General features: G+C 69.5%; 21 protein-coding genes and 1 rRNA gene. 4 read left to right on the top strand and 18 right to left on the bottom strand.

What is annotated here, in order from left to right; genetic code table 11:
* Window positions 1-4: 4 nt before the first annotated feature.
* Together OIC96_RS20390 and OIC96_RS20395 are read right to left on the bottom strand one after the other, a co-directional pair.
* On the bottom strand, window positions 5-1213 hold the full coding sequence (locus OIC96_RS20390; protein WP_330306470.1) for an aminotransferase-like domain-containing protein: 1209 nt from the start codon (window positions 1211-1213) through the stop codon (window positions 5-7).
* A 144-nt stretch (window positions 1214-1357) separates the two neighbouring features.
* Complete coding sequence (locus tag OIC96_RS20395) at window positions 1358-2260, bottom strand: SAM-dependent methyltransferase (RefSeq protein WP_330306469.1); 903 nt, start codon at window positions 2258-2260, stop codon at window positions 1358-1360.
* A 265-nt stretch (window positions 2261-2525) separates the two neighbouring features.
* Here OIC96_RS20395 and OIC96_RS20400 point away from each other — a divergent pair, with 265 nt between their 5' ends.
* Complete coding sequence (locus OIC96_RS20400; protein ID WP_330306468.1) at window positions 2526-2741, top strand: hypothetical protein; 216 nt, start codon at window positions 2526-2528, stop codon at window positions 2739-2741.
* On the opposite strand, the gene hemB is transcribed toward OIC96_RS20400, so the two are convergent.
* From hemB to OIC96_RS20430, 6 genes are all read right to left on the bottom strand, one after another.
* On the bottom strand, window positions 2727-3725 hold the full coding sequence (gene hemB, locus OIC96_RS20405) for a porphobilinogen synthase (RefSeq protein ID WP_330306467.1): 999 nt from the start codon (window positions 3723-3725) through the stop codon (window positions 2727-2729). The two genes, OIC96_RS20400 and hemB, sit on opposite strands and share 15 nt — an antisense overlap.
* 168 nt (window positions 3726-3893) lie before the next feature.
* Complete coding sequence (locus OIC96_RS20410) at window positions 3894-5597, bottom strand: uroporphyrinogen-III synthase (RefSeq protein WP_330306466.1); 1704 nt, start codon at window positions 5595-5597, stop codon at window positions 3894-3896.
* Window positions 5594-6553, bottom strand: a complete 960-nt coding sequence (gene hemC / locus OIC96_RS20415; RefSeq protein WP_330306465.1) for a hydroxymethylbilane synthase — start codon at window positions 6551-6553, stop codon at window positions 5594-5596. The genes OIC96_RS20410 and hemC overlap by 4 nt, the downstream gene beginning before the upstream one ends.
* Window positions 6550-8253: a glutamyl-tRNA reductase gene (locus OIC96_RS20420; RefSeq protein ID WP_330306464.1), complete on the bottom strand. Its 1704-nt coding sequence runs from the start codon at window positions 8251-8253 to the stop codon at window positions 6550-6552. The genes hemC and OIC96_RS20420 overlap by 4 nt, the downstream gene beginning before the upstream one ends.
* Window positions 8250-9014, bottom strand: coding sequence for a redox-sensing transcriptional repressor Rex (locus tag OIC96_RS20425; protein ID WP_330306463.1), 765 nt, complete (start codon window positions 9012-9014; stop codon window positions 8250-8252). The genes OIC96_RS20420 and OIC96_RS20425 overlap by 4 nt, the downstream gene beginning before the upstream one ends.
* A 398-nt stretch (window positions 9015-9412) precedes the next feature.
* Window positions 9413-9721 (bottom strand): glutaredoxin family protein, encoded by a 309-nt coding sequence (locus OIC96_RS20430; protein WP_330306462.1) that lies wholly within the window; start codon window positions 9719-9721, stop codon window positions 9413-9415.
* A 159-nt stretch (window positions 9722-9880) separates the two neighbouring features.
* Between OIC96_RS20430 and OIC96_RS20435 the strand changes: the two genes are divergently transcribed.
* From OIC96_RS20435 to OIC96_RS20445, 3 genes are all read left to right on the top strand, one after another.
* Complete coding sequence (locus tag OIC96_RS20435) at window positions 9881-10849, top strand: HAD family hydrolase (RefSeq protein WP_330306461.1); 969 nt, start codon at window positions 9881-9883, stop codon at window positions 10847-10849.
* Window positions 10850-11585: 736 nt separating this feature from the next.
* Window positions 11586-12356, top strand: coding sequence for an ECF subfamily RNA polymerase sigma factor, BldN family (locus OIC96_RS20440; RefSeq protein WP_327430673.1), 771 nt, complete (start codon window positions 11586-11588; stop codon window positions 12354-12356).
* A 277-nt stretch (window positions 12357-12633) separates the two neighbouring features.
* Window positions 12634-13854: a DUF5667 domain-containing protein gene (locus tag OIC96_RS20445; RefSeq protein WP_330306460.1), complete on the top strand. Its 1221-nt coding sequence runs from the start codon at window positions 12634-12636 to the stop codon at window positions 13852-13854.
* Between the two features lie 146 nt (window positions 13855-14000).
* On the opposite strand, the gene OIC96_RS20450 is transcribed toward OIC96_RS20445, so the two are convergent.
* The 10 genes from OIC96_RS20450 to rrf form a co-directional block, all read right to left on the bottom strand.
* Entirely contained in the window at window positions 14001-15050 is a 1050-nt protein-coding gene (locus OIC96_RS20450) for a lysophospholipid acyltransferase family protein (protein WP_330306459.1), read from the bottom strand.
* Window positions 15051-15064: 14 nt separating this feature from the next.
* The gene (locus tag OIC96_RS20455) at window positions 15065-16126 is read right to left on the bottom strand and encodes an NAD-dependent epimerase/dehydratase family protein (RefSeq protein WP_327430670.1); all 1062 of its coding nucleotides are present in this window, start codon (window positions 16124-16126) and stop codon (window positions 15065-15067) included.
* A gap of 253 nt (window positions 16127-16379) precedes the next feature.
* Window positions 16380-16478 carry a 30S ribosomal protein bS22 gene (locus OIC96_RS20460; RefSeq protein ID WP_003948845.1) on the bottom strand — a complete coding sequence of 33 codons (99 nt, stop codon included), beginning with the start codon at window positions 16476-16478 and terminating at the stop codon, window positions 16380-16382.
* A 152-nt stretch (window positions 16479-16630) separates the two neighbouring features.
* Complete coding sequence (locus tag OIC96_RS20465) at window positions 16631-16843, bottom strand: helix-turn-helix domain-containing protein (protein ID WP_004984898.1); 213 nt, start codon at window positions 16841-16843, stop codon at window positions 16631-16633.
* A 129-nt stretch (window positions 16844-16972) separates the two neighbouring features.
* Window positions 16973-17788, bottom strand: a complete 816-nt coding sequence (locus tag OIC96_RS20470; protein WP_327430669.1) for a phosphatase — start codon at window positions 17786-17788, stop codon at window positions 16973-16975.
* A 455-nt stretch (window positions 17789-18243) separates the two neighbouring features.
* On the bottom strand, window positions 18244-19416 hold the full coding sequence (locus OIC96_RS20475) for an acetoin utilization protein AcuC (RefSeq protein ID WP_330306458.1): 1173 nt from the start codon (window positions 19414-19416) through the stop codon (window positions 18244-18246).
* Window positions 19367-20578: an MFS transporter gene (locus OIC96_RS20480; RefSeq protein ID WP_330306457.1), complete on the bottom strand. Its 1212-nt coding sequence runs from the start codon at window positions 20576-20578 to the stop codon at window positions 19367-19369. The genes OIC96_RS20475 and OIC96_RS20480 overlap by 50 nt, the downstream gene beginning before the upstream one ends.
* A 182-nt stretch (window positions 20579-20760) precedes the next feature.
* A complete protein-coding gene (locus OIC96_RS20485) occupies window positions 20761-21534 on the bottom strand; it encodes a VC0807 family protein (protein ID WP_330306456.1) in 774 nt (257 codons plus the stop codon).
* A 134-nt stretch (window positions 21535-21668) separates the two neighbouring features.
* Complete coding sequence (locus OIC96_RS20490; protein ID WP_330306455.1) at window positions 21669-22313, bottom strand: HAD family hydrolase; 645 nt, start codon at window positions 22311-22313, stop codon at window positions 21669-21671.
* An 81-nt stretch (window positions 22314-22394) separates the two neighbouring features.
* A 5S ribosomal RNA gene (gene rrf, locus OIC96_RS20495) occupies window positions 22395-22511 on the bottom strand.
* Window positions 22512-22529: the final 18 nt, after the last annotated feature.

Raw genomic sequence — 22529 nt, forward strand, 5'->3', positions numbered from 1 at the left:
GCGCTCAGCCCCGCAGCCCCCTCCCCAGCCGTCGCAGCCCCTCCCCGATCTCCTCCGGCGTCTGTGTGACGAAGCAGAGCCGCAAGGTCGCCGGGTCGGGCTCGCCGGCGTAGAAGGGCGCCCCGGGGACGTACGCCACGTCCTGCTCGACCACGCGCGGGAGCAGGGCCGTGGTGTCGTACGCGTCCGGGAGACGCGCCCAGAGGAACATGCCGCCCTGCGGCCGGGTCCAGGTCGATCCGGCCGGCAGGGCGTCGGCGATGCCCGCGAGCATCGCGTCACGCCGCTCGCGGTACACGCCCGCGACCCGGGCGACATGGGCGTCCAGGTCCCGGTCGGCCAAGTACCGTGCGGCGGCGAGCTGGTTGACGGTCGGGGTGTGCAGGTCGGCGGCCTGCTTGGCGACGGCACAGGCCCGTCGCAGCGCCGCGGGCGCCCGCAGCCAGCCCAGTCGCAACCCGGGCGCCATCACCTTGGAGAAGGATCCGAGCAGCACGGTCCGGTCGCCGGCGCCGTCGTGCGAGGCGATCCACGGCACCCGCTCCCCTTCGAAGCGCAGCTCTCCGTACGGGTCGTCCTCGACGATCCACAGCCCGCGCCGGGCGGCGACACGGGCGACCGCGGCGCGCCGCTCACCCGTCAAGGTCCGTCCCGTCGGGTTCTGGAAGGTGGGCACGGTGTAGAGCAGCTTGGGCCGTTCGCGTATCACCAGCGCGTCGAGGGCGTCCGGGTCGATCCCGTCGTCGTCGCCGGGCACGGCCACCACCCGCGCCCCCGCGAACGCGAAGGCCTGAAGTGCCGCCAGATAGCAGGGACTTTCGACGAGCACGGTGTCGCCGGGCTCCAGCAGGGCCGTGGCAAGGAGCGACAGTGCCTGCTGCGAGCCGGTGGTGACGAGGAGGTCGTCGGCCGCGGTGACCAGCCCGCGCACGCTGGTGCGCTCCGCGAGCGCGGCCCGCAGCCTCGGCTCCCCCTCGGTCGTCGAGTACTGCAAGGCCCGCTGGGGCTCCTCCGCGAGCACGTCCCCGAACGCGGCGGCCATCCCCTCCACGTCGAAGAGTTCCGGCGCGGGCAGCCCACCCGCGAAGTTGATCACCTCGGGCCGCGCGGTCACCGCGAGGATCTCCCGTACCGCCGAACCGCCGATCGCGGTGGTCCGCGCGGCGAGCGGGGGCGCAGGGGCGGTCGCGGGTGCGGAATCGGTGACAGTCATGGTGACGGCTCCTTGTCCATGCGGCGTCCATACGGCGTCCGTACGGCGGCTCGTGCCGCACCCTAGGCGCATAGGTGCCGCCTACACCCGTAATTCCGCGATACGGACGCCGCGTACACGCCCCTGACCTCCTGGCCCCCTCGGTCAGCGCTTGACGGCCGTCGCCGCGTACACGTTGATGTCCGCGTCCGTGACGTCGTTGATGTCGCGGTAGCGGACCTTCTCGATGTCGTCGAGGGTGGCGAGGTAGGCCGGGTCGGCGGCCTCGGGGGCGGGGGCGTTGCCGTCGGGGCGCCAGCGGTGGGCGGGGACGACGCCCGGCTCGTCCAGCTCCAGGCCGTTGTCGGTGAAGAAGCGCTCGACCTCGGCCTTGGAGCGCAGCACGAAGGTGAAGCCGCGTTCGGTGTACGTCCGCTGGACCGCGCGCACGTTCTCGGGGTTGAGGTCCTCGGTGAGGTGGCTGAGCACGAGCCGGCTCCCGGACGGCAGCGCGTCGACGAGCTCGCGCACGATCGGGTACGCCTGCTCGTCCTCGACGAAGTGCAGTATCGCGACCAGCACGAGCGCGACCGGCTGGTCGAAGTCGAGGGTCTTGACGGCCTGTTCGAGGATCTGGGCGGGCTGCGTGAAGTCCGCGTCGATGTAGTCCGTACGGCCCTCGGGCCCGCTGGTGAGCAGAGCGCGCGCGTGGGCGAGGACCACCGGGTCGTTGTCGACGTACACGACCCGCGAGTCCGAAGCGATGCGCTGCGCGATCTGGTGGACGTTCTCCTGCGTCGGCAGCCCGGTGCCGATGTCCAGGAACTGGCGGATGCCGTCCTCCGCCGTCAGCGTGGTCACGGCGCGGCGCAGGAAGTCGCGGTTGTGCCGGACGTCGAGGTAGCCCCGTGGATTGGCGGCGAGCGCCGCGGCGGCCGCGTCCCGGTCGACGGGGTAGTTGTCCTTGCCGCCGAGGAAGACGTCGTAGACGCGCGCCGGGTGGGCCTTGGTGGTGTCGATCCTCCTTCTCAGCTCGGCGGGGTCCTGGCTGAGAGCATCACCGGGCATAAAGCGTCTCCCTGGAGAGTGAGGTCATTCAACGAGCAACAACCTAACTCTTCAAGGGAGTTGATAGTGCCCCGGTCGGCGCTTCCCGTCCCGGACCGCGTTCCAGAGGGACGCCGTTCCCCCAGGTCAGACCCCGTACGTACGTTCCGGCGTCCCGAATACCCCGGCAACCGTGGCGTCGGGGACGGTTCACCGCACAAGCTGGGCCGAGGTCATCCAGGCACCGCACCAACCACTCGCACGACACCACACAGGGGGATCACCCATGTCCGCACGCACCGCCCGCATACGTCTCCTCGCCGCCACGGCGGTCGCGGTCGCCGCGCTCGCCCTCACGGCGTGCGACGACGGAGAGGGCGTGCGGGACGAGGGGCCGTCCGCCGCGTCCAGGTCCTCGGCGGGGCCGACCCGGCCGGCGTCAGGCGGGGGCGACGCGACGGCCGACGGCCGCCCGGTGGAACGGGAACTACTGAAGGCGTAGCTTCTGGGCGACCTCGGTGGCCCAGTAGGTGAGGATGTTCTGCGCCCCGGCCCGCTTGATGCCGGTCAGGCTCTCCAGGATGGCCTTGTCGCGGTCGATCCAGCCCTTCTCCGCCGCCGCCTCGATCATCGAGTACTCGCCGGAGATCTGGTACGCGGCCACGGGCACCTCGACCGCGTCCGCGACCTTCGCCAGGACGTCGAGGTAGGGCCCCGCCGGTTTGACCATCACCATGTCGGCCCCCTCCTCCAGATCGAGGGCCAACTCCCGCATGGACTCCCGTACGTTGGCGGGGTCCTGCTGGTACGTCTTCCGGTCGCCCTTCAGCGAGGAGCCGACGGCCTCCCGGAAGGGACCGTAGAACGCGGACGAGTACTTGACGGTGTAGGCGAGGATCGCCACGTCCTCGCGCCCGATCTGGTCCAGGGCATCGCGGACGACCCCGATCTGCCCGTCCATCATCCCGCTGGGCCCCACGACATGGGCGCCGGCGTCGGCCTGGACCTGAGCCATCTCGGCGTACCGCTCAAGGGTGGCGTCGTTGTCGACACGCCCTTCGGCATCCAGCACCCCGCAGTGCCCGTGATCGGTCGTCTCGTCGAGACACAGATCGGACATCACCAGCAGCTCGTCACCGACCTCGGCGCGCACATCGCGCAGGGCGACCTGGAGAATCCCGTCCGGATCCGTCCCCGGCGTCCCGAAGGCGTCCTTCTTCTCGTCCTCCGGCACGCCGAACAGCATGATCCCGGAGACCCCGGCCTCCAGCGCCTCCACGGCAGCCTTCCTGAGACTGTCCCGGGTGTGCTGCACGACACCGGGCATCGCCGCGATCGGCACCGGCTCGCTGACGCCCTCCCGCACGAACGCGGGGAGGATGAAGTCGGCGGGGTGCAGGCGGGTCTCGGCGACCATGCGCCGCATCACCGGCGTCGTACGCAGCCGCCGCGGCCGCGTACCGGGGAAGGATCCGTACTTCGTCATGCCCCCTACGCTACGCCCGCCCCACAGCCACCCATACCGACGCCTTGTCGGCAGAAACGAGTTCGGTTGAGTGTCGGCTGCGGGTGGGTGGGGCGCCCCTAAAAGACTGCGCAGTTCCCCGCGCCCCTTAAGGGGCGCGGGGAACTGCGCGAGCAACCCCCACCGGCGTCAGGTGGTCCGGCGCCTACGCGAACCCGGGCGGCGCTCGCTCGGCCGGGTCACAGGATCCCCGGCCTCCAGGGCGGCAGCCCTCCGCTGGAGACCGAAGTCCGCCAACGCCTCAGCCAGCTTGTGAACGGACGGCTCCGGAGCCATGACATCGACCCGCAGCCCATGCTCCTCGGCAGTCTTGGCCGTGGCAGGACCGATACACGCGATCACCGTCACGTTGTGCGGCTTACCGGCGATACCCACCAGGTTCCGCACGGTCGAAGACGACGTGAAGAGAACGGCGTCGAACCCGCCCCCCTTGATCGCCTCACGGGTGTCCGCCGGCGGCGGCGAGGCCCGCACCGTCCGGTACGCCGTGACGTCGTCGACCTCCCAGCCCAGCTCGATGAGCCCGGCCACCAGCGTCTCCGTGGCGATGTCGGCACGGGGCAGGAACACCCGGTCGATCGGATCGAAGACGGGGTCGTACGGCGGCCAGTCCTCCAGCAGCCCCGCGGCCGACTGCTCACCGCTCGGCACCAGGTCCGGCTTCACACCGAAGGCGACCAGCGCCTTCGCCGTCTGCTCCCCCACCGCGGCCACCTTGATGCCCGCGAAGGCCCGGGCATCGAGCCCGTACTCCTCGAACTTCTCCCGCACGGCCTTCACCGCGTTGACCGACGTGAACGCGATCCACTCGTAGCGGCCCGTCACCAGGCCCTTGACCGCGCGCTCCATCTGCTGGGGCGTGCGCGGCGGTTCGACGGCGATCGTCGGCACCTCGTGCGGCACGGCCCCGTACGACCGCAGTTGGTCGGAGAGCGACACCGCCTGCTCCTTCGTACGCGGCACGAGCACCTTCCAGCCGAACAGCGGCTTGGACTCGAACCACGACAGCTGGTCGCGCTGGGCGGCGGCGGAACGCTCACCGACCACGGCTATCACGGGCCGGCCGCCGTCCGGGGACGGCAGCACCTTCGCCTGCTTCAGCGTCTGGGCGATCGTCCCCAAGGTCGCCGACCAGGTGCGCTGACGTGTCGTCGTACCGGCGATCGTCACCGTCATCGGGGTGTCGGGCTTGCGCCCGGCCGCGACGAGTTCACCCGCGGCCGCTGCCACGGAATCAAGCGTCGCCGAAACGACCACCGTGCCATCGGACGCCCCGACCTCGGTCCAGCACCGGTCGGAGGCGGTACGCGCGTCGACGAACCGTACGTCCGCGCCGTGCGCGTCGCGCAGCGGCACACCCGCGTACGCGGGCACACCGACGGCGGCCGCGATACCGGGCACCACCTCGAACGGAACACCCGCGGCGGCGCAGGCGAGCATTTCCTCTGCGGCGTACGTATCTAGTCCGGGGTCCCCGGACACGGCACGTACGACCCGCTTGCCGCCCCGCGCGGCCTCCATGACAAGATTGGCGGCGTCCCTCGACGCGGGGTCACCAACGGTTGTTGACGTGCCGTCAACAACCGTTAGCTGAGGCGTGCCTGTGCCCAAATACGGGTCCGAAGACGTGTCCGGATCCGTGTTCAGTACGGCGACGCCTTGTCTGGCATGCACGCGGACCACGTCGAGCACCTCGTGCTCGGCGACGAGGACATCCGCGTTCGCCAGCGCCTCCACGGCGCGCAGTGTCAGAAGTCCTGGATCTCCGGGTCCGGCACCCAGGAAGGTGACGTGCCCGTGTTCCGGACCGGCGGGAAAGTTGGTGGGGCTCAAAGTGCTCGCTCCCCCATCAGACCGGCCGCGCCCTTGGCAAGCATCTCGGCGGCGAGTTCACGGCCGAGCGCCATTGCTTGGTCATGTGTCTCGGGCACGGGACCGGTGGTGGACAGCTGCACCAGCGTCGAGCCGTCGGTTGTGCCGACGACGCCGCGCAGGCGCATCTCCTTGACAATCTGCCCGTCGGCCAGAAGGTCGGCCAGCGCACCCACAGGTGCGCTGCAGCCGGCCTCCAGGGCGGCGAGCAGGGACCGCTCGGCGGTCACGGCGGCCCGGGTGAACGGGTCGTCGAGCTCTCCGAGCGCGGCGATGAGGTCCGCGTTGTCCGCGGCGCACTCGATCGCCAGGGCCCCCTGGCCGGGGGCGGGCAAAACGGTGTCGACCGACAGGAAGTCGGTGACCTCGTCGCTTCGGCCGATCCGGTTGAGTCCGGCGGCGGCGAGCACGACGGCGTCGAGCTCCCCGTTGCGGACGTACCCGATGCGGGTGTCGACGTTCCCACGGATGGCGACCGTCTCGATCGTCATGCCGTGGCTGCGCGCGTACGCGTTCAGCTGGGCCATGCGGCGCGGCGAGCCGGTGCCGACGCGTGCCCCGTTGGGCAGCTCGGCGAAGGTGAGCCCGTCGCGGGCGACGAGCACGTCGCGCGGGTCCTCGCGCACCGGCACGGCGGCCAGCACCAGGTCGTCGGGCTGCGCGGTCGGCAGATCCTTCAGGGAGTGCACGGCGAAGTCGACCTCGCCGCGCAGCAGCGCATCGCGCAGCGCGGTGACGAAGACGCCCGTGCCGCCGATCTGCGCGAGGTTCTCACGGGAGGTGTCGCCGTACGTCGTGATCTCAACGAGCTCGACGGGCCGTCCGGTCACCTGGCTCACGGCGTCCGCCACCTGCCCGGACTGGGCCATGGCTAGTTTGCTGCGCCTGGTCCCCAGCCTCAGTGCCTGCTCATTCATGCTCGCCCTCGGTTCTTGGCGTTCTCGTTGTTGTTCTCGGCCCGCGACACGGAGGCGACCGTCTCGGGGTCCAGGTCGAACAGGGTCCGCAGCGCGTCCGCGTACCCGGCACCGCCGGGTTCGGCGGCCAGTTGCTTGACCCGTACGGTCGGCGCGTGCAGCAGCTTGTCCACTACGCGCCGCACGGTCTGGGTGATCTCACCCCGCTGCTTGTCGTCGAGGTCGGGCAGCCGACCGTCGAGCCGTGCGATCTCGTTCGCGACGAGGTCGGCGGCCATGGTGCGCAGCGCGACGACGGTGGGGGTGATGTGTGCGGCCCGCAGGGCGGCGCTGAAAGCGGCGACCTCGTCGGAGACGATCCTGCGCACCTGGTCCACGTCGGCGGCCATCGGCGCGTCGGCGGAAGCTTCCGCCAGCGACTCGATGTCGACGAGCCGCACCCCGAGCAGCCGGTGCACGGCCGCGTCGATGTCACGCGGCATCGCGAGGTCCAGCAGCGCGAGCACGGGCGCGGGCCGGGGAGCCTCGACGACCGGCTCGGGCCGGCGGCGCTCGGGGACACGCCCGACGGTGGCGACGGCCGCGGCCAGCGCGGTGATCAGCTCGGCGTCGGCATCGGGCGTACGACGGCTGTCGCGGCGCTCGACGGTTCCGGTGCCCTTGTCCACCCAGGCCGCGTGCTGCTCCAGGGTGGCCGCGTCCATGCCGGCCACGGCGGCCTCGCCCATCACGGAGAAGCCGGTGGCGGTCTGCACGGCGGACAGGTCGAGCGGGCAGCCGTCCTCGGTGCCGACGCTGGTCGGAGCGAGCTGGCCCGCCGGACCGGCCGGGATGTCCTGTACGACCGCGGGTGTGCCCGTACGTCCTTCCAGGGCGGCCGCGACGGACTCGGCCGTCAGGACCAGGCCGGTGGCGCCGGTGCAGGAGACGGCGATGTCGGCACGTGTCAGCTCGACCGGCACCGAGTCCATCGGTACCGCGCGGGCCAGCACGTCCGTGTCGTCGCCCTCAGTGAGGATCTGTGCGAGGCGCTCCGCGCGGTCGAGCGTGCGGTTGGCGATGACGATCTCGGCGATCCCGGCGCGCGCGAGCGTCGCGGCGGCCAGGGAGGACATCGAGCCCGCGCCGATGACCAGGGCCTTCTTGCCCTTGATCCAGGCGTCGACGGGGACGCCGGACGACAGCTGCTCCAGGCCGAAGGTGACCAGGGACTGTCCGGCGCGGTCGATGCCGGTCTCGGAGTGGGCGCGCTTGCCAACCCGCAGCGCCTGCTGGAACAGGTCGTTCAGCAGCCGGCCCGCGGTGTGCAGCTCCTGCGCGGTGGCGAGCGCGTCCTTCATCTGCCCGAGGATCTGGCCTTCGCCCACGACCATTGAGTCCAGGCCGCAGGCCACCGAGAAGAGGTGGTGGACCGCCCGGTCCTCGTAGTGCACATAAAGGTAGGGAGTGAGCTCTTCGAGCCCGACCCCGCTGTGCTGGGCGAGCAGCGTGGACACCTCGGCGACGCCCGCGTGGAACTTGTCCACGTCGGCGTACAGCTCGATGCGGTTGCAGGTGGCGAGCACCGCGGCCTCGGTGGCCGGCTCGGCGGCGAGGGTGTCCTGGAGCAGCTTGATCTGGGCGTCCGTGGACAGCGCGGCCCGCTCCAGGACGCTGACCGGAGCGCTGCGGTGGCTCAGCCCGACGACGAGGAGACTCATGCCGGCATCACGGCGGGGACGTCCCCGTCAGGCCCTTTGCCGTTGTTCTCCTGAGCGGCCTGGGCCACGGCGGCGGCACCGGCCTGGGCCTCGGCCTCCTCGCCGGCCTTGCGCTGCTCGTGGAAGGCGAGGATCTGCAGCTCGATGGAGAGATCGACCTTGCGTACGTCGACGCCGTCCGGGACGGACAGGACGGTCGGCGCGAAGTTGAGGATGGAGGTGACTCCGGCGGCCACGAGCCGGTCGCAGACTGCCTGGGCGACGCCCGGCGGGGTGGTGATGACCCCGATGGAGACGCCGTTCTCGTCGATGATCTTCTCCAGGCCGTCGCTGTGCTGCACGGCGATCCCGGCGACCTGCTTTCCGGCCATCTCCGGATCGGCGTCGATCAGCGCGGCGACCCGGAAACCACGGGACGCGAACCCTCCGTAATTGGCCAGCGCGGCGCCGAGATTACCGATACCGACGATCACTACCGGCCAGTCCTGGGTCAGGCCCAGTTCGCGGGAGATCTGGTACACGAGATACTCGACGTCGTACCCCACACCACGCGTCCCGTAGGAGCCGAGGTAGGAGAAATCCTTGCGCAGCTTCGCGGAGTTGACCCCCGCCGCGGCCGCGAGCTCCTCGGAGGAGACCGTGGGTACCGAGCGCTCCGACAGTGCGGTCAGTGCTCGGAGGTACAGCGGAAGCCGGGCGACGGTGGCCTCGGGAATCCCTCGGCTGCGGGTCGCCGGTCGGTGAGTTCGGCCAGTTGCCACGGTGCTCCTGCGGGTAGAGCGGGGCTGCAGGCGGTCACACGTACCCAGACCGCCCCGTCGAAAGCAGGCTATGTCTTTGTGAACGCGTGCACAAAGATGGTGTCCGATTTGCCCGCCCAACGTGACCGGGGTCACGCGGGCCCGCCGCGCCCGTATGGAACCGGCGCGCGGGCAGCTTCGTTCCGCACCTGAAGGGGGCAAAACCGCACACACTCCTCGTCGAATCCCGCCCCCGAGACCAATCGCCGTCGATCCTAGGCGACTTTCCGGACCACTTGGACTACACGGTCAGGACACATCTGGACAACGGTGGGCCTCGCCGGGGCCGTGCCAGGGCGTCGCTCCCGGCCTTCCCCGGCCCTTACCCGGGTCCTGCCAGGGCGTTTCCCTCACGCGGTTCACGGTGTGAGGGCTTTGCGAAGGCGTTGCTCGTCCACCCGCCAGAACGTGTGCTGGGCGCCGTCGACCAGCACGACCGGGATCTGCTCCCAGTACTCGCGGTGCAGTTCCTCGTCCTCGGTGATGTCCTTCCGCTCCCAGGGGACACCGAGATCGGCACACACCTTCTCGATCACTTCCTGTGCGTCATCACACAGATGACAGCCCGGCTTCCTGATCAGGGTGACCAGCCGCTCGGCGGGATCCTGCTTCTCCGAACGATCCTTACGACGCCCGTCGCGCCGGAACATGGGACTCATACCGGCCATTCTCGCGCCCCGGACGCCTCCTGGAACCCCCTCGGCCCACTCCGGCACCGGCCCGACGCGCCGTCGGCAGCGCTTCTTTAACGGCTCGGTCGCGGAGAGTTCACAGCACCGAATCCTCTCGACTCCGGAAGCACCGAACAAACTGGCTATGCTCACGCCATGGCCGCTCTCGGATGGCTCACTCCCCGTAGGCGCTCCGCCACCGCGCGGAGCGTGTTGGCAGGCGAGGCCTCGGCAGAGGCAGCGCGCAAGTCCTCCCAGGAGTTGGAGGACCTCTCAGAACTCGCGGACCTCACGGAACTCGCGGAACTCGCGCCGGATGTCTCCGCCGAGGAACCGGAGTTCCCGGTGCTCGGCGACGACAAGGCTGCCGCGTTCTTCGACCTCGACAACACCGTGATGCAGGGCGCCGCCCTGTTCCACTTCGGCCGGGGCCTGTACAAGCGCAAGTTCTTCGAGACGCGCGATCTCGCCCGATTCGCCTGGCAGCAGGCGTGGTTCAGGCTGGCCGGCGTCGAGGACCCGGAACATATGCAGGAGGCCCGCGACTCGGCGTTGTCGATCGTCAAGGGCCACCGCGTCTCGGAGCTGATGTCCATCGGCGAGGAGATCTACGACGAGTACATGGCCGAGCGCATCTGGCCCGGTACGCGCGCCCTCGCCCAGGCGCACCTGGACGCGGGCCAGAAGGTGTGGCTGGTCACGGCGGCACCCGTCGAGATCGCCACGGTGATCGCGCGGCGACTGGGCCTGACGGGCGCGCTCGGCACCGTCGCGGAGTCGGTGGACGGCGTCTACACGGGCAAGCTGGTCGGTGAACCGCTCCACGGCCCGGCGAAGGCGGAGGCGGTTCGCGCGCTGGCGTCGGCGGAGGGCCTGGACCTCGCGCGCTGCGCGGCGTACAGCGACTCCCACAACGACATCCCCATGCTCTCGCTGGTCGGCCACCCCTACGCCATCAACCCCGACGCCAAGCTCCGCAAGCACGCCCGCAACTGCGACTGGCGCCTGCGCGACTACCGCACCGCCCGCAAGGCGGCGAAGGTCGGCATCCCGGCGGCCGCCGGCGTCGGCGCCGTGGCGGGCGGCACGGCAGCCGCGATCGCCCTGCATCGCCGCCGCCGCTGACCCTCTCGGCGGTTCGTTCGTTGGGGGTCGGGGCCGTGCCGGTACGTCCAGCCCGTCGCCGGTGGGCATTACTGCCTGCTGCCACAGCATGAACTTGCCCATAACCCCGTAAGCGACGGGCTGGACGTACCGACACGGCCCCTTCCGTACGTCGCCGACCGCGGGTGAGCGGGGCGCCAAAAGATTGCGCAGCTCCCCCGGTCTCGCTTGACGACCGGGCGCTGCCACCTGCCCTTTCAGGGGCGCGGGGAACTGCGCGACAAGCCCCCCACCGGCCCGCAGCCGACGAACAACCCGGGGTCGAAGGGGGCTCTTTCAGGGGCGCGGGGAACTGCGCGACAAGCCCCCACCGTCCCGCACCCGACGAACAACGCACGGGGTCGAAGGGGCAGAGCCCCTGGGGATGGGACGGGTAGGGGCGGCGGGGGCGAAGAACCAATCCGGCCCTCCTACCCGCACAACGCCCCCGCCAGTCCCGTTCACCGCAGACGACCACAACACGCCCCGCACTCAAACGGAACGCGGACTAATCCGATCAACAATCGGTCACCGTGCGGTACTTGAACAGGCGTCGATCAGTAACAGAAGCGACGTAATCGATGATTTGAGCAACTGGGTGTAGCGCTGCCTGTACGAAGCGTTATTCTCCTCAGACGCAAACCGGCACCCCTACATCGCTACGACGGGTGAACGGTTCCGCACTGAACGTGATGGAAGCTCTGCCTCTGGGAGTCCCGTGTACTCACACGTCGGGGTTGACGCCTCGGGCCTGGCTACGCTGCGCGCAACGGTCCTGGACCGCCTGCGCGGCTTCGTCCCCACCGCGTACGCCGTCCCCGCCTTCGCCGTCCCCGCACCCGTCGGCCCTTGCTACGCCCTGGCCGACGGCAACGCGGCGGTCGGCAGACGGGGCCGCTCGGGCTCGGCCACCACCGCACGCCGCCCGGCCGCAGACAGTGACAGCGCCCGGATGATGGACCTCGTGGAGCGCGCCCAGGCCGGCGAGGCCGACGCCTTCGGACGTCTCTACGACCAGTACAGCGACACCGTGTACCGCTACATCTACTACCGGGTGGGAGGTAAAGCGACCGCGGAAGACCTCACCAGTGAGACGTTCCTGCGCGCCCTGCGCCGCATCGGGACCTTCACCTGGCAGGGCCGCGACTTCGGCGCCTGGCTCGTCACCATCGCCCGCAATCTCGTCGCGGATCACTTCAAGTCCAGCCGCTTCCGGCTGGAGGTGACAACCGGGGAGATGCTCGACGCCAACGAGGTCGAGCGCTCGCCCGAGGACTCCGTCCTGGAGTCCCTGTCGAACGCGGCACTGCTGGATGCCGTACGGCGGCTCAATCCCCAGCAGCAGGAGTGCGTGACGCTCCGCTTCCTCCAAGGGCTCTCCGTCGCCGAGACCGCCCGGGTGATGGGCAAGAACGAGGGCGCCATCAAGACCCTCCAGTACCGGGCCGTGCGCACCCTCGCCCGGCTCCTCCCGGACGACGCCCGCTGAGCCCCCACTGAGAAACGTCCATACCGCGCACGGTCCCCGCACGACTCCATACGCTCAGCGACGTTCAACTCACCTTCCGTAAAAGTCCGTTGACTTCGCGGTCCGATCATCCGTCGTCCGTAACCCAAGTGCCGCGACGCTCGTTGTGCGGGATACAGGCTCCCTGTGGTCACGCCCTGGCCATCGCCGATCACTCGATCGTGTGGATCTGGTCAGGGCGTGCAACCCTCAGGACCCCCTGGGGAGTCGACCGTCATGACGAGAGGAGGTGCCGCCAGTGATCGCGAACGTATCGGCACACCGGCGGGCGAACGCCTTCGCCCTGGCCCTGGAGGAGCAATCCGACCAGGGCACGGCGGCCGAGCAGCCCGATGGATCGGCACCGTCCCAGGCTGCGTCGGAACAGACCGGGCAGGGCCTGCTATTGGCCCTCGCCACCGGTCTCGGCGAGCTGCCCAAACCGGAGCTGGACCCCGAGGTCAAGATCGTGCAGCGAGCCCAGCTCGTCGCCGCGATGGAGGCCATGCTGCTGGAAGGCACCGCCGCCGGAGGCGAGGGTCCGGACCGTTCGGTGCCGGAGCAACGGTCCCATCGGGCCAAGGGCGCGCACCGGGCGAGCGGGCTGGGGAAACTGCGACCACGGTCCCGGCTGTCGAAGGGCCTCGCCGCAGGCGGGCTCACCGTCGGCGTGGCCGCGGGAGCCTTCGGCGGCGTGGCCGCCGCCAGCTCCGACGCCCTGCCCGGTGACTCGCTCTACGGGCTCAAGCGAGGCATGGAGGACATCAAGCTGGGCCTGGCCCACGGCGACAGCGACAGGGGTGAGGTCTATCTCGACCAGGCGTCCACACGGCTGAGCGAAGCACGCCGGCTGATGGAGCGCGGCCGTTCGGGCCACCTCGACCACGAGTCGGTGGGCGAGATCCGCCGCGCCCTGTCGGGCATGCAGCACGACGCCTCGGAAGGCCACCGCCTACTGCACGAGGCGTATGAGCGGGACGGCTCGCTGGGCCCCATCCAGGCCCTGTCCGCCTTCTCCCAGTCGCACCGCGAGGCCTGGGGCGTGCTGCGCGACCGGCTGCCGGTGCAGCTCGGCGACGTCAGTGACCAGGTCTCGTCCGTCTTCGACGCCATAGACGAAGAGGTCGGCCCGCTGCAGTCGCTGCTCCCGCAGCCACCCTCCCAGCAGGGCACCGGCCGACACCGGGGCGCCAGCGCGGAGTCCACCGGCTCGTCCGGCACGGACAGTCCGGTACCGAGCGCCACCAACGGCTCCGCCAACGGAAGCCACAGCAGCAGCAACCCCAAGCCCTCCAGCTCGGGCAGCAGCAGCGACGGCCTGCTCGGCGGCAACACGGGCGGTCTCCTCGACCCGCCCAAGGACAGTGCCAGCACATCCCCGTCCAGCAGCAGCGCGACCAGCGAACCGGACGTCACGCTGCCGCCCCTCCTGCCCGGCCTGCTGCCCGGCCTGGGCATCAACAGCGAGGACACCAAGTAGAGGACAGCGAGTAGAGGACAGCGAGTAAGAGACCCGCATACGCGTCTGGGGGCGCCCTTCTCAGGAAGGGCGCCCCCAGACGCGTACCGGCATAGGACTCATACAGGCTGCCCAAGACTCATACAGGCTGCCGGAGCAAGCGACCTCTAGAAGAACACCGACCTGCGCTGCACCAGCAGCTTGTACAGCGTGTGCTGGATCTGCTCTCTGACCTGGTCCGTCAGGTTGAACATCAGCATCGGGTCCTCGGCGGCCTCCGGCGGATAGCCGTCCGTACGGATCGGCTCGCCGAACTGGATCGTCCACTTGGTGGGAAGGGGGATCGCGCCCAGCGGGCCCAGCCACGGGAAGGTCGGCGTGATCGGGAAGTACGGGAAGCCCAGCAGCCGCGCGAAGGTCTTCGCGTTGCCGATCATCGGATAGATCTCCTCCGCGCCGACGATCGAGCACGGGATGATCGGGGTCCCCTGGCGCAGGGCCGTGGAGACGAAACCGCCGCGGCCGAAGCGCTGGAGCTTGTAGCGCTCGCTGAACGGCTTGCCGATGCCCTTGAAGCCCTCCGGCATCACGCCGACCAGTTCGCCCCGCTCCAGGAGCCGTTCGGCGTCCTCTGCGCAGGCGAGGGTGTGACCGGCCTTGCGGGCCAGCTCGTTGACGACCGGCAGCATGAAGACCAGGTCGGCCGCGAGGAGGCGCAGATGGCGGTTCGCGGGGTGGTTGTCGTGCACGGCGACCTGCATCATCAGGCCGTCCAGCGGGAGGGTGCCCGAGTGGTTGGCGACGATCAGGGCGCCGCCCTCCGACGGGATGTTCTCGATGCCCTTCACCTCGACCCGGAAGTACTTCTCGTACAGCGGGCGGATCAGGGACATCAGGACCTGGTCGGTGAGCTCGGCGTCGTACCCGAAGTCGTCGATCTCGTAGTCGCCCGTGAGCCGGCGGCGCAGGAAGGCCAGGCCACCGGCGATACGCCGTTCCAGGCCGCTGCCCTCCTGCGGCTGCCGGGGCAGCTGTTCCTCACGCGTCACAGGAACATCATCCTGCGCCGGGAGCCGCCCGGGCAGGGGCTGTACCTCACGTACCACCACGGGCTCGCCCTTGCGCCGGCTCCCCGCGCTCCGGCGCCGCGGCGGCCGTTGTACGGCGCTTCCGCGGGACCGGTCGTCGTCGAACGGAATGACCTTGGCATCCGCCATCGTTGATGCGCTCCTCAGTTGGCGCTCTGCGTCGGGGGGTGGCCGCCGCCCAGCAGGGGCAGCGCGGCGATCCGGTCGACGGCCCCCGCAAGGGCCTCGGGGGGCAGGAGTCCGGGGCCCCGGCTTCGGGCGAAGTCCGCGAAGGTCTCCGCCGTCGTGTACTTGGGCTTGTATCCCAGCGTTTCGCGCATCTGGTTCGTCGATACGACCCTGCCGTGCGTGAGCAGCCGCAGTTGCTCCGGCGAGAAGTCCGTGACGCCCAGCGTACGCACCGCCGTGCCCGCCCAGGTGAGCGCGGGCAGCAGCAGCGGCACGGTGGGGCGGCCGAGGCGCCGCGCGCACTGGGAGAGCAGCAGGACGCCGTCTCCGGCGATGTTGAACGTGCCGCTGTTGAGCGTCCCGCGCTCCGGGTCGTGCGAGGCGAGCCGCAGCACCTCGATGACGTCGTCCTCGTGCGCGAACTGCAGCCGCGGGTCGTAGCCGAACACGGTGGGCAGCACGGGCAGCGAGAAGTACGAGGCGAGCGGCGAGTCCGCGCTCGGGCCGAGGATGTTCGCGAACCGCAGCACACACACGGCGACATCGGGCCGCCGGCGCGCGAACCCTCGTACGTACCCCTCGACCTCGACCGTGTCCTTCGCGAAGCCGCCGCTGGGCAGCGACTTGGGCGGGGTGGTCTCGGTGAAGACGGCGGGGTCACGGGGCGCGGACCCATAGACGTTCGTACTGGACTTCACGACGAGCCGCTTGACGGTCGGGGACTTCTGGCAGGCACCCAGGAGCTGCATGGTGCCGATGACGTTGGTCTCCTTGACCATGGTCCGGCTGCCGGAGCCCAGGGCGGTGCCCGTCACGTCCATGTGCACGACCGTGTCGACGGAGTGCTCGGCGAGCACCCGCGCGATGGTGGGCTGCCGGATGTCGGCCTGCACGAAGTCGGCGCCGCCCAGATGGTGCTCGGGCGGGACCGCGTCCACGGCGATCACCCGGTCCACTTGCGGGTCACGCTGGATCCGTCGTACGAACCGGCCCCCCAGCTGTCGGGCCACTCCGGTCACGAGCACGACCTTCCCCAAGATCAGCGCCTTCCTTCCAGAAATGGACGTAGCTCTGCTCGTACCCTGCCGCGTTCCCCGTGTGCCGCCCAACTTAGCGGGTTGATGTTGCGCTGTGATGACCGCCCGATGCACGAAGTGACGACAGCCACAGACGTACGATCAGACCAAGCCATTCGGCCTACAGGCGTACGCACACCTTTGTGTGGCCGGATATGACTGTGGCCCCCCACCAGCCGGTGGGGGGCCACAGTACGCGCAGTTGCGGCGCCGCTTACTTCTTGTTGCGACGCTGAACGCGAGTGCGCTTGAGCAGCTTGCGGTGCTTCTTCTTCGCCATCCGCTTGCGCCGCTTCTTGATAACAGAGCCCACGACTACCCTCGCTCACTTCTCTTTACTCGGTGCTGGGCTGCATGGGCCCACACGACCTATGAGGGGCCAGCCTACCCGTCCGAGCGCCGAGGTCGTAATCGAGGGTCAATCGAGGAGTACCGGGAGATCTTGGACGGTCTCCCGAAACGCCGTCAGGCTGTCTCCACCCCCACATAGCTCTCGCGGAGGTACTCGTGAACCGCTTGCTCCGGCACCCGGAAGGACCTCCCCACCCGGATCGCCGGCAGATGACCGCTGTGCACCAAGCGGTACACGGTCATCTTCGACACTCGCATCACCGAGGCGACTTCCGCCACGGTAAGGAACTGAACCTCGTTCAGAGGCCTCTCGCCAGCTGCAGCCATGACACACCTGAACCTTCCGCACTCGACGGCCACCGGCTTCCCCTTCCGGTGACTCTTCGTCGTTGCGTGCTCACTCCCCAATGTAGGGGCGGGTGATGCGAGTGGGGAAGAGGGGATGGCATCGGCCGCCTACTGTGACAGACACGCTCGATTGAGTACATAGCGAGTAAGCGGTCGGTAGTAATCAGACCGCACAGCGTCATCAAGCGGAACGACGACGGACACCCGCCCCTCTGCCTCTCCGACGAAGAGCGCAGGATCGTCCGTATCGGCCAGCCCCATCGCCTCAAACCCCAGCTGACCTGCTCCGCAGACCCATCCGTGGTCTCCGATGACCAGCTCCGGGAGCGGCCCGCCGGACTCCGCGGCGGCGGCCAGAGCGGTCCGAACCGGGAGGGGTGAGTGGGTGTGCGCGCCGGTCGCACTACCGGTGGGCTGCACGCCGGGTTCGCGCACCAGCGCGACACCTTGTACGTAGTCAAGGTTGTACGTGCGTAGACCGAACCGGGTCGTTATGTCGACACAGCTACCCCTCGCGGGGGTGAGGACGGTACACCCCGCCGCCGACAGGGCGTCCGCGAGGGCGGCGTAGAAACCGATCAGTCGGTGTGGGTGGCCGGTGCCGAGGAGCACAGAGTCACGGTTGCGGGCCGCCGCTCCGATCCGTTCCGCGAAGGCGTCGAGAGCCGCCAGGGTCCGCTCAGGGTCGATCACATCATGCCCACTCGTGTGCATCGGATCGGCCGAAACGCCGCACTTGTCGGCCATCAACTCGATCAAGTCCCGCTGCTGCCAGGTCCATTCGGGATCGAGCCCGAGCAGCACACGTGGATCGCGGGCAGCGAACAGCCGATAACTGCGCAGACTCTCCTCGCGCGAGGTGGCCACGGGCCCGGCCAACCGGGCGGCCAACAGGTGTGCACGCAATGCTCCGGTGCTCAACACGTCAGCGATGCTGACGCATTTGCCGGGTGTTCACCCTGAAAATCCCGAAAAGGCCGCACAGTTGGCGTAGTGGGTGCGGGTGGGTGTGCTGTGCGGCGTTGGGGGTCGGGGCCGTGCCGGTACGTCCAGCCCGTCGCCGGTGGGCATTACTGCTTGCTGCCACAGCATGAACTTGCCCATAACCCCGTATGCGACGGGCTGGACGTACCGACACGGCCCCTTCGGCGCGTCGCCGACTGCGGGTGCGTCGTTGTACCTGGTCGGGGTGGGCGGTGCCGTGCGTCGAACGGTTCCGGGGGGTGTTTTTAGGGGCGCGGGGAACTGCGCGGCCAGCCCCCACCGGCCTGCACGCATCGGTCAGGGGCGCGGGGAACGGCGCAATCCTTAGGGGGGTCTGGGGGCGCAGCCCCCAGGAACGGGATGGGACGGGTAGGGGCGGCGGGGGCGAAAACCCCCTACGCCAACAGCCCCCGTAGTGGAAACACGGCCCGCCGCGTAGCCAACACCGCCTGGTCGAGCCGGTCCGCGGGGTCGTACCCGGACTCCCACCCCTTCCAGGACACAGGCCACCGCCCATCAGTCATCCGCACCGGCGCCAACTGCCGCGTACGAGCAAACACATCCTGCCGCCACCCGTCAGGAATCACCGTCTCGGGCTCAATGGGCCGCCCCGCCGCAATGGCCACGAGATGCGTCCACGACCGCGGCACGACGTCCACCACCGCGTACCCACCCCCACCCAGCGCGACCCACCGCCCGTCGGCGTACTCGTGCGCCAGGTCGTGACAAGCGACCTGCACAGCCCGCTGCGCGTCGAGCGACACGGCGAGATGCGCCAGCGGATCCTCGAAGTGGGTGTCGGCCCCGTGCTGGGTGACCAGCACCTGCGGCCGGAAGTCGGCGATGAGCTCGGGCACCACGGAGTGGAAGGCCCGCAGCCACCCCGCGTCCCCCGTCCCCGCCGGCAGGGCGACATTGACGGCGGAGCCCTCGGCCGAGTCGGCGCCCGTCTCCTCCGGCCATCCCGTCTGCGGGAACAGCGTCCGCGGATGCTCGTGCAGCGAGATCGTCAGGACCCGCGGATCCTCCCAGAACGCCGCCTGGACCCCGTCTCCGTGGTGGACGTCCACATCCACATACGCGACCCGCTCGGCCCCCAGCTCCAGCAGCCGCGCAATCGCCAGCGAGGCATCGTTGTAGATGCAGAACCCGGAGGCCCCGCCCGGCATCGCGTGGTGCAGCCCGCCCGCGAAGTTCACGGCGTGCAGCGCGTCCCCGTGCCACACCGCCTCGGCGGCGCCGACCGACTGCCCGGCGATCATCGCGGACACCTCGTGCATCCCGGCGAAGGCGGGATCGTCCATGGTCCCGAGCCCGTACGAGGTGTCGGCAGCTTCAGGATCCACGGAGGCGGCCTTGACCGCCTCGACATAGTCCTCACGGTGCACCAGCCGAAGCGTCGACTCCCCGGCGGGCTTCGCCGAGACCACGTCGACCTCACGGTCGAGCCCGAAGGCGTCGACGAGCTTCTTCGTCAACGCCAGCCGGACCGGATCCATCGGGTGATCCGGACCGAAGTCATAGCCCGTTACTGCCTCGTCCCACATCAGCTGTGCGCGGCCGCTCATGCACGTCACCGTATCGGTCCGGTTCAGCAGCGAACGACCGGGCATACCCCAAGGTCACCAGGACCAGAACCATCGGTACGAGCATGGCGCCGCGGTAGCTCCAGGCATCCCCCAGCGCCCCCACCAGCGGCGAACCGATCAAGAACCCGACGTAGTTGAAGATATTCAGCCGCGCGATCGCCGTGTCGGACGAACCCGGGAACAGCCGCCCCGCCGCCGCGAAGGTCTGCGGCACGATCACACACAGCCCGAGGCCCAGCAGCGTGAACCCGAGCATCCCCACCCACGCCCCGGGCGCCACCGCCACCACCGCGAACCCGAGCGCCGCGACGACCGCCCCCAGCCGTACGACGGCCACCGCCCCGAACCGCCGCACCCCGAAGTCTCCGGCAGCCCGCCCCACCAGGGTCATCACCATGTAGACGTTGTACGGAACGGTCGCCAGCTGCTCCGAACTGCCCAGCACGTCCTGCAGATACTTCGCGCTCCAGTTGGAGACGGTCGAGTCCCCGATGTACGCGAACGTCATCACCAGACAGAGCGGCAGCAGCAGCTTGAAGACGAGAGGCCCGGCCTCGGCCGCATCGCGCTGTTCGTCGGGGGTGCCCCCGTCGACGTACCACCGACTCCCGACGAACGCCGCCGGCAACAGCACCAGCACGACGGGCAGGTATGACGTGAACAGCGCGAGGTGCCAGTGCGCGCCCGCCCACGCGAGGGAGGCGCCCACGATCCCGCCGAGGCTGTACGCCGCGTGGAAGCCGAGCATGATGCTGCGCCCGTACGTCCGTTGCAGGCTCACCCCGAGCATGTTCATCGAGGCGTCGAGCGCGCCGACCGCGAGCCCGAAGACGCCGAGGGCGACCGCCAGTTCGACCAGCTGGTCCCCCGCCCCGACCCCGAGCAGCGCCAGCAGCACGACGGGCTGGGACCAGCGCAGCAGCACGCTGGGCCGTATTCGCTTGACCAGGTGCTCGGTCGTCACGCTCCCGACCCCGGCGAGGATCGGCACGGCGGCCAGGAACGCCGGCAGCAGCGCGTCGGAGACCCCGTACCGGTCCTGGATGGCCGGAATGCGCGTCACGAGCAGCGCGAAGGTGGCGCCCTGAGCAAAGAAGCTGAACGCCAAAGAGGCCCTACCGCGCCGCAGCACATCTGTCATGGCGGCGAGCGTAGGGCCCCGGCTTACCCGTGGGTAGATCAAGCCGAAGATGAATTTCTCTCAGCTCTGCGGTTGATCGGTGTGGCTGGACTGCGGATTGGCCGCGGATTGGCCGCGGAGGGACTGCCGTTGCACTGCGGCGGCACTGCGGAGGGGCGGTGGCCGGCTCAGTGGCTGGACTCTTACCGGGCCTGCTCGACGGCCTGCTCGGTGAGTTCGGCCTCCAGCAGCTTCTCCATCGGGACGACGGCCAGCCGGCCGCTGACCAGCATGGCCAGCACGATCGAAGCGACCATGACGACCGTGCCGAGCCAGACCATGGTGTCGATCGGCAGCGTGTACGCGCCCACGACGCGCAGGACGCACTCGCCGAGCAGCGCCACACCCCAGACGAGGGAGAAGGTCCGCTCGGCCTTCCGGAACCGCGGGGAGGCGGCGATCAGCCGGTCCCACGCGGCACTCTTGGCAGCGTCACCCTTGATGAGGAACGGCTTCATACCCGCCGTCATCATCGGCCGCCCGAGCCGGACCGACACCAGGATGCCGATGCCGATCGCGCTGCTGACGCCGCTGTCCTTGGCCAGCATCAGCCGCGGGTCACCGGCGACGAGGCTGAGGGCCAGCCCGACGATGTTGACGAAGAGGATGAGCCCGGCCAGCCCGTTGGCCTTGCGCTCCTTCACCACGCTCCATACGGTCCGCACGGCCGGCACCACGCTGCTCCAGCCGAGCGCCGCCATGGTGCTCATGCCGAACCCGCTCTTCAGGAGGTAGTACGACCCGACGGGCACCGCCACGTCGAGGATCAGCGGCAGGAAGCTGGGCCGGGCGGCGACGTCCGCGGCGCTCACGGCTGCGGTCGCCTCGACCGTGGCCGCCCCGCCGCTGATCGCTTCGGTGCTGATCGCTTCGGTGCTGATCGCTTCGGTGCTGGTCTCGATGGCCGTGATGCTCATGATCGGGTCCCTCCGTCGTCGCCGTGTACGTCCCGTTTCGATGTACTCAGCTTCGCGGTCGGACCCCACCCGCCAACAGAAACGATCGTCCGGAGCTCGGCATGACAAATGTCAGTGCCGGGCCATGGGCGCCGTCATACGAGCAGGTCAGCCAACTCCCCCATGTCGGAGAAGAGTTGAGTGGCGCCGGCGAGCTTGGCGGCGGGCGTCATGGCCGTGAACCCGTAGACGTCCATCCCGGCGGAGTTCGCCGCCTGAACCCCCAGCGGACTGTCCTCCACGACGACACACTTCTCCGGCGGTACGCCCATCCGCTCGGCCGCGTGCAGAAACAGATCCGGCGCCGGCTTGCCCCGCCCCACATCCTGCGAACTGAACACGCGCCCCTCGTCGAACCACCGGTCGAGCCCGGTCTTCCGATGCCCCACCCGGATCCGCTCATGACTCCCGGAGGAGGCCACGCAGTACGGGACCCCGTCCGCGGCCAGCTTCTCAAGGATCTGCACGGCATCGGGAACGGGCTCCAACTCCCGCTCGAAGGCGGCGAAGACCCGCCCATGGAACGTGTCGTCGAAGTCGTCCGGCAGCCGCCTGCCGCTGCGCTCCTGGACGAGTTCGTGGATACGGTGCATGGCGGACCCCATGTAGTCCCTGATGGACTCCTCGTACGAAGTCGGGTGCCCGAGTTCGGTCAGATAGGCAGCCAGGATGGTGTTGGAGATCGGCTCGCTGTCCACGAGGACACCGTCATTGTCGAAGATCACCAGGTCGTATCGCATGCTGCAACTTTAAAACGGAGTGACCCTAAACGCAGAAAACCCCCGTACCGTTTTCCCGGTACGGGGGTTTCTCTACAATTAGTTCGGCGGCGTCCTACTCTCCCACAGGGTCCCCCCTGCAGTACCATCGGCGCTGTGAGGCTTAGCTTCCGGGTTCGGAATGTAACCGGGCGTTTCCCTCACGCTATGACCACCGAAACACTATGAAACTGTCAA

The organism is Streptomyces sp. NBC_00775, assembly GCF_036347135.1.
GTDB lineage: Bacteria > Actinomycetota > Actinomycetes > Streptomycetales > Streptomycetaceae > Streptomyces > Streptomyces lutosisoli.

Excerpts from the sequence above, each read along its gene's own strand:
- OIC96_RS20390 (WP_330306470.1), bottom strand. The coding sequence starts at position 1,213 with ATGACTGTCACCGATTCCGCACCCGCGACCGCCCCTGCGCCCCCGCTC.
- OIC96_RS20395 (WP_330306469.1), bottom strand. The coding sequence starts at position 2,260 with ATGCCCGGTGATGCTCTCAGCCAGGACCCCGCCGAGCTGAGAAGGAGG.
- OIC96_RS20400 (WP_330306468.1), top strand. The coding sequence starts at position 2,526 with ATGTCCGCACGCACCGCCCGCATACGTCTCCTCGCCGCCACGGCGGTC.
- hemB (WP_330306467.1), bottom strand. The coding sequence starts at position 3,725 with ATGACGAAGTACGGATCCTTCCCCGGTACGCGGCCGCGGCGGCTGCGT.
- hemC (WP_330306465.1), bottom strand. The coding sequence starts at position 6,553 with ATGAATGAGCAGGCACTGAGGCTGGGGACCAGGCGCAGCAAACTAGCC.
- OIC96_RS20420 (WP_330306464.1), bottom strand. The coding sequence starts at position 8,253 with ATGAGTCTCCTCGTCGTCGGGCTGAGCCACCGCAGCGCTCCGGTCAGC.
- OIC96_RS20430 (WP_330306462.1), bottom strand. The coding sequence starts at position 9,721 with ATGGCCGGTATGAGTCCCATGTTCCGGCGCGACGGGCGTCGTAAGGAT.
- OIC96_RS20435 (WP_330306461.1), top strand. The coding sequence starts at position 9,881 with ATGGCCGCTCTCGGATGGCTCACTCCCCGTAGGCGCTCCGCCACCGCG.
- OIC96_RS20450 (WP_330306459.1), bottom strand. The coding sequence starts at position 15,050 with ATGGCGGATGCCAAGGTCATTCCGTTCGACGACGACCGGTCCCGCGGA.
- OIC96_RS20465 (WP_004984898.1), bottom strand. The coding sequence starts at position 16,843 with ATGGCTGCAGCTGGCGAGAGGCCTCTGAACGAGGTTCAGTTCCTTACC.
- OIC96_RS20475 (WP_330306458.1), bottom strand. The coding sequence starts at position 19,416 with ATGAGCGGCCGCGCACAGCTGATGTGGGACGAGGCAGTAACGGGCTAT.
- OIC96_RS20480 (WP_330306457.1), bottom strand. The coding sequence starts at position 20,578 with ATGACAGATGTGCTGCGGCGCGGTAGGGCCTCTTTGGCGTTCAGCTTC.
- OIC96_RS20485 (WP_330306456.1), bottom strand. The coding sequence starts at position 21,534 with ATGAGCATCACGGCCATCGAGACCAGCACCGAAGCGATCAGCACCGAA.
- OIC96_RS20490 (WP_330306455.1), bottom strand. The coding sequence starts at position 22,313 with ATGCGATACGACCTGGTGATCTTCGACAATGACGGTGTCCTCGTGGAC.